Origin of the sequence: Nocardia sp. NPDC056541, assembly GCF_042794235.1 — a bacterium.
Classification (GTDB): Bacteria; Actinomycetota; Actinomycetes; order Mycobacteriales; family Mycobacteriaceae; genus Nocardia.
Genome location: NZ_JBHTUD010000002.1, coordinates 151394 through 164195 on the forward strand (window position 1 = coordinate 151394; position 12802 = coordinate 164195).

A 12802-nucleotide genomic window follows, 5' to 3' on the forward strand; every position below is an offset into this window, starting at 1 on the left:
TGTGAGGGAGAACGACGTTGCAATCGTATCGAACGATCTCGTGAATTGCCTACGCGTCTACGAAATGGAATACCAAACCGTGGCCTTTTGGATTTAGTGGACCTGGCATCAAATATATGGCTCCCTATGGTGCACTACTAATGTCCTAGCTGAATATGGAATTCCAACATTTCTACTTCCGCGACTAATGGGAGGCAACGTGTGACAATCGAAGATCTGTACGGATCGCGGCCCGATCTGTTGCCGAAACGCTGGTTAGACTCGCTCGACATGAAGGTGGTCGCCATCGTTCGTGGATTGGCAGGACCGGAGTACGGCTGCTCGATGTCCATGAGCATGTTGCGTGCGAGCGAGCGGGCCTTGGTCGGTTTCCGTGGAATTCCGATGGTACGGTCAAATGGGTTCGAAGCAGGAATCGATCTTCTTGCAGATATCGAATTTAATATTGAAGAATCGGCCAGTGCCTTGCGTAGATTCCTGCCCGGGGACGGCCGAGTGCTAATATTCTGGAGTAGTCTCACATTGCCGACGGTTGAGATTGGGACCGACTTTATATTGAGTCATTTTGATGAGATATTCGATCGAGATCCGGAGTTCTGGATATATTCTGCAAGTAAATCGGTCCTGGTAGAGAATTCATTCGCGGGGCACCTGCGAATTGCCCGCATTCCAACCGGGGGAAGCGGCGGGGAAAGATTTGTTTCGAAATAGAAGAGCGACGAGAAGATCTATTTCGATGTCTTCCTCACCGCGACCGAAGCTCGCGGTGGACTGGTCGGGCGGAAGGATCTGAACTTTCGTGATGAAATCCACACATGACGCACGCTGGTACTGATGTTGTGGCCGCGGCGAATGAGGAGGGTAGGGAATTCTCGCCGGACTACGCTTGGGAGATCAATCTTGCGACCCACGAACGTGAATATGTGAGGTTGATCGTATGCGTACGGGCCGAAACCTATTGCCGCAGCTCTCGCTGAGGCGAATCCGGTTGCGACGCCGTCGACAGCAGCCGACGGAATCCTGGCAGACGGCACCGATCGTGAAGCAGTTCGCAGACCGTGTCGGCTTGCACCTTGCGCTGAGGGAAGCCAATCGCGATAAGCAAGTGCGCGGCGGTGATGTCCGCTTGCCGACCAACCTCGGCCGGTGCCGGATTAGTCGGATGCCGGAGTCAGTGCGCTTGTCAAGGCTGGAACCGCAAGGGTGCGTTGCCATGGGCGCGCACCGCCGGCGAGGAGGAAGGCCTCGATCTTCGCGGACAACTCTTCGGGAGTGCCGACGTTCTTGTAGTCGGGGAGTCCGTCCCAGCAGAGACGACGAACCAGTTCGGGGGACAGCAGGTTCTCTACCGGGATGGAGTGTTCGGTGGAGAGTTCGCCCATGGCGCCGCGGGCGGTGGTGAGGCGGGCGGCGGCGATGGGGTCGCGGCGTTCCCAGCGGTTGACCGGGGGCGGGCCGTCGAAGGGGAGGGTGAGTGGGGGGAGTTGCTTGTCGGGGAGGGTGCGGCCTCGTTCGACGGCGGCCAGCCAGTCGCGCGAGTAGCGGCGCTGGCGGGGGCCGCCGAAGACGGGGAGGGTGCGCAGTTGGGCGATCGAGCGGGGTTCGCTGGTGGCGGCGGTGACGATGGCCGAGTCGGGCAGGATGCGGGCGGGGGCGACGTCGCGGGCGCGGGCGAGTTCGTCGCGGGTGGTCCACAGTTCGCGCACGATCGCCAGTTGACGGGTGCGGCGCAGGGTGTGGATGCCGGAGGTGCGGCGCCAGCGGTCGGCTTTCGGAGCGGGCGGGTCCATGGTGCGGACGTGCTCGAATTCCTCTGCGGCCCAGTCGAGTTTGCCCTGGGCGTCGAGGTCGGCGGCGACGGTGTCGCGGAGTTCGAGGAGTAGTTCGACGTCGAGGGCGGCGTAGTTGAGCCATTCGTCGGGCAGCGGGCGGCTCGACCAGTCGGCGGCGCCGTGGCCCTTGCGCAGGGAGCGGCCGAGGAGGTTTTCGACCATCGCGGCCAGGCCGACGCGTTCGTAGCCGGCGATGCGGCCGCCGAGTTCGGTGTCGAACAGGCGGGCGGGGCGCAAACCCAGTTCGGCGAGGCCGGGCAGGTCCTGGTCGGCGGAGTGCAGGACCCATTCGAGGTCGTTGATCGCCTCGGCCAGCGGGGTCAGTGCGTCGGTGACGGGAATCGGGTCGATGAGGAACGAGCCCGCACCCTCACGGCGGAGCTGGATCAGGTACGCCCGGGCCGAATAGCGGAAACCGGACGCGCGTTCGGCGTCGACAGCCAGGGGACCGGTGCCCGCGGCGAGGGTTTTGGCGGCCGCGGCGACCTCGTCGGCGGTCGCCAGCACAGGTGGAACCCCCTCGGCAGGGGCGAGCAGGGGCTCTGCTGCGGTGGGTTCCTCGGCGACCGACATAAACGTGAACTCTACGTGGCGATCAAGGGCGATCGGTGCGGGTATAGGACTCCGGTCGTAAATGAGTGACCCCGGCGGGGGGTAACCCGGCGGCGAAGGCCAGCACTTCGCAGAATGCCTCGACGTGTCGGCGCATCTCGGTGGTCGTGGCCGTCCACGACGCGCGCAGTTCGAGCTGGTGCGCGCGGGGTGGGCCCGCGATATCGCCATAGCGGACCGAACTGGTCGCGGTGACCGTGCCGCCGAGGGCGGTGAACGCTTCGCCGCGCGATTCGAGGGAGTCGACCAGCCAGCTCCACGCCACCTCGGGTAAGAGGGGGTCGGCGGCCAATGCGGCGTCGATGTCGGCCTGGATGTAGGCGACGAGCCGGAACACACCGTTCCAGGCCTCGTCGCCGTCGGGGTCGTGAAGCAGGATCAGCCTGCCGAACGCGTCGCCCTCGGAGTCGGTGGGCACCACCGGACTGTCGGGGTGGATGACCTCCGCCCCGAGCGCATAGGAGAACGGCGCCAACCGTTGCGGGGGACGGATCGGCGCCAGCTCGATTCGGGGGTGCACTGTTGCGGTGCCCATCGCATCGACCGCCGCCCGAAAAGAAGCAGGCTCGCGGGGCGTTCCCCCGGTCGGTGCGGCGCCGTCGCGGATGTCGAGCGGTGTCACGAGGAGGAACGGTAGACCGTGGGTGCCCGGCGCCGTCGGAGGCGCGCCGCCGTGCGCGTTGCGTGCGGGTCGCGTTGCGTAGGGTGCATTCTCGGCGTCGGCGCGATGCACGATGTGCGACGTGAGCGGGGTCGGCGGGTATCGACGACTTGATCGGTGGAACGTGTGGTCGGTCCCACACCCGCCGGGGCGTGAGGTTCCCGCGGGCTCGGCGCTTAGGATGAACGGCGATGAGCACTTACACCCGCCGCCGGTTGACCGATGCCCCTTTCCTGGCCGCCGCCACCGGCGCGACGCCCAGCAGGCGCCCGGTGTGGTTCATGCGTCAGGCCGGCCGGTCGCTGCCGGAGTACCGGGAACTGCGCAAGGGCATCGGCATGCTCGAGTCGTGTTTCGACCCGGAGCTGGTGTGTGAGATCACCATGCAGCCGATCCGCCGCCACGGCGTCGACGCGGCAATCCTGTTCTCCGACATCGTCGTTCCGCTCAAGGCCGCGGGGATCGACCTCGACATCGTGCCCGGTGTCGGCCCGGTCATCGCCTCCCCGGTGCGCACCGAAGCCGACGTGCGCGCGCTGCCGCGGCTGCGCCCCGAAGAGGTCGGCGCGGTCACCGAAGGTGTGCGACTGCTCACCGGCGCGCTCGGCGACACCCCGCTCATCGGTTTCGCGGGCGCCCCGTTCACCCTCGCCTCCTACCTGGTGGAAGGTGGGCCGAGCAAGCAGCACGAGCGCACCAAGGCGATGATGCACGCCGACCCGAAGACTTGGCACGCCCTGCTCGGCGCCCTGACCGACATCACCATCGCGTTCCTGCAGGCCCAGTTGTCGGCCGGGGTCGACGCGGTGCAGCTGTTCGATTCCTGGGCGGGCGCGCTCTCGCTGGCCGACTATCGCGAGTACGTGCTGCCGCATTCGGAGCGGGTGTTCGCCGAGGTGGCCTCGGCCGGGGTGCCGCGCATTCACTTCGGCGTCGGCACGGGCGAACTGCTGGGTGCCATGGGTGAGGCCGGTGCCGATGTGGTCGGTGTCGACTGGCGGGTGCCGCTCACCGATGCGGTGCGCCGGGTCGGTGCCGGAAAAGGCTTGCAGGGCAATCTGGATCCCGCGATCCTGTTCGCCGGGTTCGACGCTGTCGAGGCCGAGACGCGGCGGATCGTGCGCGAAGCCGACGAGGCGATCACGCTCGGTGCGACCGGGCACATCTTCAACCTGGGCCACGGCGTGCTGCCCGACACCGATCCTGGTGTGCTGACCGCCCTGGTCGAGTTGGTGCACTCCCTGTAGCTTCGGCTCACGAACCAGACGCGCTGGTGACCCAGCCGACATCGGAGCCGGTGCGTCGCACCGGGCGACGTGTCGCACGGCTACGGTCGGTACATGCGGATCGCGGTTATCGGGGGCGGAATCAGCGGGCTCGTCGCGGCTTATCGGTTGCGGCAGCGGTTGGGGGAGGACGCCGACATCGTCGTGCTCGAGCAGAGCGGACGGGTCGGCGGCGTGCTGCACACTCGTGAATTGTCCGGGGGGCCAGTAGATCTCGGCGCCGAGGCCTTCGTGGGGCGCAGGCCCGAGGTGATCGAGTTGATGAGCGAACTCGGCCTGGCCGACCAGTTGGTGCGGCCCGCGGGGAAACGGCCGCTGGTCTGGGCGCAGGGGTCGGCGCATCCGTTGCCGGGGCGAACCCTGATGGGGATTCCGTCTGATGCCGAGTCGCTGCGCGGGCTGGTCGACGATGCGACGCTCGCCCGGGTCGCCACGGAGCCGGAGCGGCCGCTGCGCTGGGATCGAGGCTGCGACATCGACGTGCAGACTCTGGTGGGTGACCGGTTCGGCAGGCAGGTGGTCGAGCGGAGCGTCGATCCGTTGCTAGGCGGGGTTTATGCGGGAATCAGTGCTTCGATCGGTGTCCGCGCCGCGTTACCCACTCTTGCCGCAGCGCTCGACGACGGCGCGTCGAGTCTTACGGAGGCTGTCGGTGCGGCGATGCCCGCGCCCAGCTCGGACCCGGTATTCGGTGGGCTGCGCGACGGCTACGGAGCCCTGCTGGCCGCACTGACCGAGGCTTCGGACGCGCGTTTTGTCGCGACCACCGCCGCAACCAGAATCGCCCGCGGACCCCATGGCTGGGTGGTCGACCCGATCGGCGCCGTCGAAGGTGTCGTCATCGCTACGCCTGCCCCGGTGACCGCCCGCCTGCTGCACTACGTGGCGCCCGAGGCCGCCCGAGCCGCCGCAGGCATCGAACTGTCCTCGTCGGCGCTGGTCGCGATGGCCCTGCCACGCGACACCGCGCTACCGGACAACTCCGGCATCCTCGTCGCCACCGGAGAACCCTTGCGCGCCAAGGCGTTCACCCTGTCCAGTCGTAAATGGCCGCATCTGGCCGAGCGTGACGTCGCGCTGGTCCGCGCCTCCTTCGGCCGGCTCGGCGACGACAAGCCGCTCTCCTGGACCGACGACGACCTCATCGCGGCGGCTGTCGCCGACCTGTCCACCGTCACCGGCATCCCGATCACCCCGATCGAAGCGGTCGTCCAACGGTGGCCCGGTGGCCTTCCGCAGTACGCCCCCGGCCATACCGAGCGGATCGCGGCTCTCGAGTCGGCTATCGCCCCCCTCGACAGCATCGCGGTAGCGGGCGCCTACCTACACGGCGTCGGTGTTCCCGCCTGCGTCGCGTCGGGAACCGCAGCCGCAGAACGCGTGGCTACCGCGTACATCGCGAGCACGCAGCGCTGATCCCGATGCCGGCGGCGACCGGATATGTGTGGGCCGATCCATTCCGGTACCTCGCTCCGGCCCGGCTTCGTGGCGTGTCCTCGGCGGCAGGCGATACCGGCGCCGCGTGATCGCTGTGAGTCACCCCGTGGCACAGGCAGACTGGGACGATGCGGAGATTCGAAGCGGTGCTGTGTGATCTGGATGGCGTGCTCCGTCAATTCGACCACGACCGTCAGCGCGACATCGAGGAGCACTACGGGCTGCCCGTGCTGGCCACCGCCTTCGCCCCGGAACAGATCCGCCCGGCCATACTCGGACAGATCACCGCCGAGCAGTGGCTGGCTTCGATCACCGCCGCGCTCGGCGGTCATCCCGATGCGGTCCGGGCGGTCGACGCCTTCGCCGCCGTCGACTTCTGGGTCGATGAGCAGGTCAGGGATCTGCTGACAGAGGTCCGCGCCCGCGTCCCGCTGGTCCTGGTCACCAACGCGATGGACAACCTCGACATCCATCTGGCCCGGATGCGTCTCACCGATTTCGCCGACACCGTGATCAGCAGTGCGGCCGTCGGCATCGCGAAACCGGACTTGCGCATCTACGAGATCGCTGCTGAAGCGGCCGGTGTCGCACCGAACCGCTGTGTGTTCATCGACGACCGGCCGGAAAACGTCTCCGCCGCACGGTCTCTCGGCATGACCGGCATTCACTACCGAGGGATCGAAGATCTGGCGGTACTCAGTGTGAACGGCGGAAGCTAGTCGTGGCCGGCCGCGCAGCTGCCACGGAACAAACATCGCCGTCTGTCAGCTCGGTGGCTCGGGGGACCAGACTCCGACCGCGGTGCCCTCGTCGACATGCTTGCGATAGGTGACGACCTTGTTGTGGATCACCTCGAGGTCGGCCGCCAGCTCGGCCAGCCTGTCACGGACGGACTGTTCGTGAGCCTCGAGCAACGCCAGTCGCTCCTGCTCGTTTCCCGGTCCCGAGCGAACGAGCCCGGCGAAGACTCGCAAGGTCGCGATCGGCATGCCGGACTCGCGGAGGCGGTTGCAGAGCAGGAGCCATTCGACGTCGGCCGGTGCGTAGACGCGCTGTCCACCGGGAGACCGAGGGATCGGGCGCAACAGAAGTTCTTCCCGTTCGAAGTATCGCAAGGCGTGCACCCCGAGGCCGGTGGCCCGCCCGACGTCACCGATAGACAGCTCGTTCATCCCGTGCGTCCTCACAGCTTGACCTAGATCGCACTCTAGATTTTACCGTCAGCGCATGGCGATCACAGAGCAGCACAGAATCGGTAGCGGGTTCGGACCGCGCAGCACGGTCGGCGAAGTCGTCGACGGCGTCGACCTCACGGGAAAGACGGTCCTGGTCACCGGTGGTTATTCAGGTCTCGGCAAGGAGGCCACCGCGGCGTTGGCGCGTGCCGGGGCGCAGGTGGTCGTGCCGGCCCGCCGGGTCGAAGCGGCGCGAAAAGCGTTGTGCGACGTCGATAACGCGGAGGTCGATGAACTCGACTTGGCCGATCTCGACAGTGTGCGGGTGTTCAGTGAACGCTTTCTCGATACCGGCCGGAGCATCGACGTCATCATCGCGAACGCCGGGGTGATGGCCTACCCATGCCGGGATGTCGGGCCGGGCTGGGAAGCGCACTTCGCGATCAATCATCTCGGGCACTTCGCACTGGTCAACCGTTTGCGTCCGGCGCTGGCCCGGAGCGGGGCTCGTGTGGTGGCGGTGGCATCGTCGGGCCACTTCCTGTCCGGTATCCGCTGGAACGACCTACATTTCAGCCGCGACTACGACACCTGGAGAGCCTACGGTCAGTCCAAAACCGCCAACGCACTGTTCGCCACCCACCTCGACGCGATCGGCGCGGCGACGGGAATCAACGCGTACTCGGTGCACCCGGGCAGCATCCTCACGCCACTGCAACGCCGCATCCCCCGTGCGGAACAGATCGCGCAGGGCTGGATCGGCAGTGACGGTAGTCGGGCCGAGGGCTTCAAAACCCCGGCGCAGGGGGCGGCGACAGCAGTCTGGGCGGCGACTGCCGCACCGCTCGCGGGGCACGGCGGTGCCTATTGCCAGGACTGCGATATCGCCGAAGTCGCCACCGACGACGATATGCTCGTCGGCGGCGTGAAGCCGTGGGCCGTCGACCCCGCTGCCGCCGCCCGTCTCTGGACTCTGTCCAGTGAGCTCACTGGACTCGACAGCTTCTCCGGCTGACCAGCGGCGTGTCAGCGGGCATCGGCGATAGCGATACTGCATGATCGCCCGCTGTGACCATTGCCGGTGAGCAGCGCAACGAGCGAAGCCTGATTCTCGATCCCGATCTCGGTCCGGTCGAACTTCACGACGGTGAGGCGACGACGGTGACCTCGGTGTTCGGCAGTGACGAGTCGTCGCCGTGGCGGGCGAGCAGACCGGTAGGGGACTGAGCCCCGACCGCGGGCGAAAACGCCGCAGTGGCACCATAGATCCATGGCGCGACTCGACTACCAGGCTCTCAACTCCACCATTCGCTACCTGATGTTCTCGGTGTTCCAGGTTCAGCCGGGCGTGCTCGGTGAGGACCGGGCCGGGGCGATCAAGGAGGCACAGGAGTTCTTCGACGGACTCGCCGACAAGGGCGTGGTGCTGCGCGGGATCTACGACGTGGCGGGGCTGCGGGCCGACGCCGATTTCATGCTGTGGACACATGCCGAGCGGGTCGAGGACCTGCAGGCCGCGTACTCCGATTTCCGGCGGACCACCGAGCTGGGCAGGGCGAGTGCGCCGGTCTGGAGCAATGTGGCGGTGCACCGGCCCGCGGAGTTCAACAAGAGCCACATTCCCGCGTTCCTGGCAGGCGAGGACGCGGGGAACTACATCTGCGTCTACCCGTTCGTGCGGTCCTACGAGTGGTACCTGCTCCCCGACGAGGAGCGGCGCAAGATGCTCGCCGATCACGGCAAGGAAGCGCGCGGATATCCGGACGTGCGGGCCAACACCGTGAGCTCGATGGCGCTGGGCGACTACGAGTGGATCCTCGCCTTCGAGGCCCCCGAACTGCACCGGATCGTGGACCTGATGCGTGACCTGCGGGCCACCGAGGCGCGGTTGCACGTGCGCGAAGAAGTGCCGTTCTTCACCGGCCCGCGCGTCGAGGTCGAACAGTTGCTCACCGCACTGCCGTAAGCGGCTCAGACACCGAAGGCCCTCTCCGTGGAGAGGGTCTTTCTCCTCGGCCTGGTATCGCCGCGGTCTCCCACTCGAGTATCGTGAGCGGGCCGATTGTGGCGTTGAGGGTGAGAGAGATTCGCGCGTGGTATCAGGGTGGGGAACGGATCGAACCGAAGAGGGTCGATCCGACACAGCAGTGACCGATCGAACCGCACCGGAAACGGTCGAGTCGCGGCGAACTCCGGCGCAGTGGCTGCGCTCGGCGCGCACCGACCTGATCGTCGCCGGTTGCTACCTGTCGCTCGCGGTCTTCGTCCTCGCCGGGCTGTGGTGGAACCCGAGCAGTGGTTACCTGAGCAAGAGTGATCAGGACCAGACGCTGTACGAGTGGTTCTACGCCATCACCGCGCGAAACCTCACCCACCTCGACAGTCCGTTCAGCACCGAGCTGCAGAACTATCCCGACGGCATCAACATGATGGCCAATACCCTCATGTACGGCTGGGGGGTGCCGTTCACCCCGATCACGCTGCTGTTCGGGCCCACCGTCACCTTCGTGTCGGCGCTGACATTCGGCCTGTTCAGCACAGCGTTCGCCTGGTACTGGGCATTCTCGCGCGAGCTGGTGAGCTCGAAATTCGCCGCGGCCATCGGCGGATTGTTCTGCGGCTTCGCACCCGCGATGATCGCGCACACCAACGGGCACGCGAATTTCGTCTTTCTGGCGTTGCTCCCGCTCATCGCTGTGCGGGTCATCAGGATGGCAAGGCACGCGGAGAACACCGTCGGGTCGCGACCGGTCTGGCAGCCACGCGCCGCCGTCGCGCTCGGACTGCTGGTCGCGCTGCAGCTCACGCTGGGTGAGGAGCCGCTGCTGATCTTCGCGCTCGGCTTCGCGGCCTTCGCCCTGGCCTACTTGCGCACCCCGCGTGCCATCGCGCGCACAGCGCGCGCGGCGGCCCCGTCGATACTGCTCGCGGCGCTGATCACGCTGACGCTCACCGGTTTCGGGCTGTGGTGGCAGTTCGCCGGACCGCAGTCGTATCGATTCGTAGGGATCGGCCGGGTCGGCAACGACATTCTGTCGCTGGTGCAGTTCTCGCCGGAATCGGCGGGCAGCATGTTCTCGTTCGGCCCCGATGTGAGCATCAATCCGACCGAGGACAACACCTACTTCGGTTGGCCGCTACTGCTGCTCGTCGCCGCGGCCGTGTGCTACCTGCGGCGTGAGCGCATCGTGCGGGCCGCCGTGATCGTCGGGGTGGTGTTCACGACGCTGTCGATGGGCATTGTGCTGTCCTTCGACGGCGTCGTGCGCTTCGGCGAGGGTGAGTATTCGATGATTCCGATGCCGTGGCTGGCCTTCGGATGGATCTCGCCGCTGAACGGGATGATCGAATCGCGGTTGGCCATGATAGCCATTCCGGCCATCGCGATAGTCCTGGTCCTCGGCACTCAGCGGGCGATCGAATCGCTGCGCACCGCTGCCACGCGGCGGCGACCCGTTGCCTGGTTCTGCGCCCTGGCCTTCGCGCTGCTACCCATCGCGCCGACCGTGCTGCCCGTCACCGAACGCCCCCGGACGCCCGCGTTCTTCGCCGACGGCACTGTGCGGCAGTACGTCTCGGACGGCTCGGTGGTGATCGTACCGCCGCCCACCTCGGGAGATTCGATCGCGCTGCGATGGCAGATCGACGCCGACTTCGCCTTCCCGCTCGTCGGCGGCTACTTCGTCGGCCCGGTCGGCGCGGACCGTGGGGCCGGTTATGGCGCCGACCCCCGATCCACCGCCGTTCTGCTCATGCTGGTCCGCAAGACCGGTACGGTTCCGGTCATCGACCGAGCTCGGCGCGAGCAGGCCGTCGCGGACCTGCGCTACTGGGGCGCCGATGTGCTGGTGCTGCCGCCGTCACAGAGCGATGATGCCCTGCGTCGCACCGTGGACGACCTGCTCGGCGTACCGGCCGAGCAGGTGGGCGGTGTGTGGGTGTGGGACGTGCGCGGTCTCGTGTGACCGCTATTCGGCGGCGGGCTTCAGGCGCAACGAGATCGAGTTGATGCAGTAGCGCTGGTCGGTGGGCGTCGGGTAGCCCTCGCCTTCGAAGACATGCCCGAGGTGGCTGTGGCAGTTCGCGCAGACCACCTCGACCCGGCGCATCCCCAGGGTGTCGTCGGGCTTGAGGATCACCGCGTCGGAATCGGCGGGATCGAAGAACGACGGCCACCCGCAGTGCGAGTCGAATTTCTCTGTGCTGCGGAACAATTCGGCGTCGCAGGCACGACAGGTGTAGACGCCCTCGGTCTTGGTGTCGGTGTATTCGCCGATGAACGGACGCTCGGTGGCGGCCTCGCGCAGGACCGCGTATTCCTCGGGATCCAGTTTCGCCCGCCATTGCTGCGGCGTCAGCTGGATGCGCGGCGTGGGCAACGAAGTATCGGAACTCATGGCTCCACGCTAATGGTTTCGGCCGGTGCGCGCCGTGAGCGGTGCGTCACCGGCCGGTAACTACTTGAGCGCGGGCTCGCGATCCTCGACCGGCGCCACCGGATCCTCGCGGGGCGGCGCAGTGTCCTCGACCGGTGCGACGGGCGCGGGCTCATCGGTGCCGTCCCGCGAATCGGGCGCACTCTCGATCCACGTCGGGTCGATTCCGAACTGCAGCCTGCCCTCGCGACGCGCCGCCAGATACCGGTCGCCGAGCACGCAGAACACGACGATGAGCAGCAGGCCCCACCCGAAGGTCACCCGCAGGTATTCGAGATTGCGGCCGACGCCCTGCCAGCGATCGGAGAGCCACTTGTCGTAGGTCATGAACCCGAAGATCGCCAGCCACGCGGGCCAGTTACGCAGGACGGAATTGCGCAGTACCACGGTCATCAGGAACGGGAAGACCATCATGGAGTAGTACATCTGGCCCAGCGACGGCAGCAGGAACCACGCGGTGAGCAACACCCCGGAGAACGTGGTGACGAAGAACAGTTCGTCGTGGCGGTAGTAGCGCCACAGCAGCCACAGCGATACCGCGACCACACCGGCCATCAGGACCTTGACCAGCAGGATCAACCATTCGGGCAATCCGTAGTAGAGCCCGTTGCCACCCACCGAACTGTTGAAGTAGTCGCGGGTCTCCGCCAGATAGGGCATCACGTGCGTGAAGAACTTCTCGGGGTCCGCCGACAGCGGCCAGGCGATCGCGGTGAGCACCAGCGGCACACCGAGCGCGGTGATGAACACCTTCCACTGGCCGCGAACGGCTGCGACCAGCAGTAACGGCGCCAGCGTCGGTTTCACCGCGATGCTCAATCCCAGCGCCACGCCTGCCCAGAGGTCCCGGCGCGCCAGCAGCAGCGTGATGAACGCCAACTCGGCCAGCAGCAGGCAGCCGTTGACGTTGGTGAAGACCAACGTATTGGTCACCGTCTCGGAAGCGAACATCGCCAGCAGCAGCGCGGGCGCGGCGATGGAGCCCAGACCGAACTTGAACAGGCGCAGCAGCAGATACCAGGCGAGCAGAATCGCCACAGCGTTGAGCCCGATGAACAGCCAGCGTGACAGCTCGTAGTCGATGATCGCGACCGGCGCGATCAGCAGCGTTCCACTCGGATAGTAGAGATAGTGCGGGTCGACCGACGAGAAGTCGGCGGTGTACAGCGGCCTGCCGTTCAGGAACTCGAACGAGGCGTTGTACACAGGCCGGTAGTCGTCGGTGACGAAACCGTTGATCGCCTTGATGAAGACGCGGTTCAGCACCATCATGACCGCGAAGGGCCAGAGCGCGAACTTGATCACCTCGGCGGAGGTGCGAGCGGTACGGGGCTCGAGCTGTCGGAACAACACTGGGGCACGG

Annotated in this window: 13 protein-coding genes; 8 read left to right on the top strand and 5 right to left on the bottom strand. The window is 66.5% G+C overall.

Annotated features, from left to right (window positions below):
- Nucleotides 1-201: 201 nt before the first annotated feature.
- On the top strand, nucleotides 202-711 hold the full coding sequence (locus tag ACFQ9R_RS03615) for a hypothetical protein (RefSeq protein WP_378988687.1): 510 nt from the start codon (nucleotides 202-204) through the stop codon (nucleotides 709-711).
- Between the two features lie 443 nt (nucleotides 712-1154).
- Here the strand turns inward: ACFQ9R_RS03615 and ACFQ9R_RS03620 are convergent, their stop codons facing one another.
- Nucleotides 1155-2405, bottom strand: a complete 1251-nt coding sequence (locus ACFQ9R_RS03620; RefSeq protein ID WP_378988689.1) for an HRDC domain-containing protein — start codon at nucleotides 2403-2405, stop codon at nucleotides 1155-1157.
- A 22-nt stretch (nucleotides 2406-2427) separates the two neighbouring features.
- Nucleotides 2428-2979 (bottom strand): DUF3000 domain-containing protein, encoded by a 552-nt coding sequence (locus tag ACFQ9R_RS03625; protein ID WP_378989124.1) that lies wholly within the window; start codon nucleotides 2977-2979, stop codon nucleotides 2428-2430.
- Between the two features lie 317 nt (nucleotides 2980-3296).
- Here ACFQ9R_RS03625 and hemE point away from each other — a divergent pair, with 317 nt between their 5' ends.
- From hemE to ACFQ9R_RS03640, 3 genes are all read left to right on the top strand, one after another.
- A complete protein-coding gene (gene hemE / locus ACFQ9R_RS03630) occupies nucleotides 3297-4352 on the top strand; it encodes a uroporphyrinogen decarboxylase (RefSeq protein ID WP_378988691.1) in 1056 nt (351 codons plus the stop codon).
- Nucleotides 4353-4445: 93 nt separating this feature from the next.
- Nucleotides 4446-5807, top strand: coding sequence for a protoporphyrinogen oxidase (locus ACFQ9R_RS03635; RefSeq protein WP_378988693.1), 1362 nt, complete (start codon nucleotides 4446-4448; stop codon nucleotides 5805-5807).
- Between the two features lie 149 nt (nucleotides 5808-5956).
- Complete coding sequence (locus tag ACFQ9R_RS03640; RefSeq protein ID WP_378988695.1) at nucleotides 5957-6547, top strand: HAD family hydrolase; 591 nt, start codon at nucleotides 5957-5959, stop codon at nucleotides 6545-6547.
- A gap of 45 nt (nucleotides 6548-6592) precedes the next feature.
- Here ACFQ9R_RS03640 and ACFQ9R_RS03645 read toward each other — a convergent pair whose 3' ends face one another.
- On the bottom strand, nucleotides 6593-7000 hold the full coding sequence (locus ACFQ9R_RS03645; protein ID WP_378988697.1) for a MerR family transcriptional regulator: 408 nt from the start codon (nucleotides 6998-7000) through the stop codon (nucleotides 6593-6595).
- Nucleotides 7001-7055: 55 nt separating this feature from the next.
- On the opposite strand from ACFQ9R_RS03645, the gene ACFQ9R_RS03650 reads away from it, so the two are divergent.
- The 4 genes from ACFQ9R_RS03650 to ACFQ9R_RS03665 all read left to right on the top strand — a co-directional run bounded on the left by ACFQ9R_RS03650 (nucleotide 7056) and on the right by ACFQ9R_RS03665 (nucleotide 10968).
- Entirely contained in the window at nucleotides 7056-8018 is a 963-nt protein-coding gene (locus tag ACFQ9R_RS03650; RefSeq protein ID WP_378988699.1) for an oxidoreductase, read from the top strand.
- A 53-nt stretch (nucleotides 8019-8071) separates the two neighbouring features.
- The gene (locus ACFQ9R_RS03655) at nucleotides 8072-8230 is read left to right on the top strand and encodes a hypothetical protein (protein WP_378626730.1); all 159 of its coding nucleotides are present in this window, start codon (nucleotides 8072-8074) and stop codon (nucleotides 8228-8230) included.
- A gap of 43 nt (nucleotides 8231-8273) precedes the next feature.
- A complete protein-coding gene (gene hemQ, locus ACFQ9R_RS03660) occupies nucleotides 8274-8969 on the top strand; it encodes a hydrogen peroxide-dependent heme synthase (RefSeq protein WP_378988701.1) in 696 nt (231 codons plus the stop codon).
- A gap of 181 nt (nucleotides 8970-9150) precedes the next feature.
- Complete coding sequence (locus ACFQ9R_RS03665) at nucleotides 9151-10968, top strand: glycosyl transferase (RefSeq protein WP_378988703.1); 1818 nt, start codon at nucleotides 9151-9153, stop codon at nucleotides 10966-10968.
- Nucleotides 10969-10971: 3 nt separating this feature from the next.
- Here ACFQ9R_RS03665 and msrB read toward each other — a convergent pair whose 3' ends face one another.
- Nucleotides 10972-11400 carry a peptide-methionine (R)-S-oxide reductase MsrB gene (gene msrB / locus ACFQ9R_RS03670; protein ID WP_378626732.1) on the bottom strand — a complete coding sequence of 143 codons (429 nt, stop codon included), beginning with the start codon at nucleotides 11398-11400 and terminating at the stop codon, nucleotides 10972-10974.
- Nucleotides 11401-11460: 60 nt separating this feature from the next.
- A complete protein-coding gene (locus tag ACFQ9R_RS03675; RefSeq protein WP_378988706.1) occupies nucleotides 11461-12792 on the bottom strand; it encodes a glycosyltransferase family 87 protein in 1332 nt (443 codons plus the stop codon).
- Nucleotides 12793-12802 lie beyond the last annotated feature (10 nt).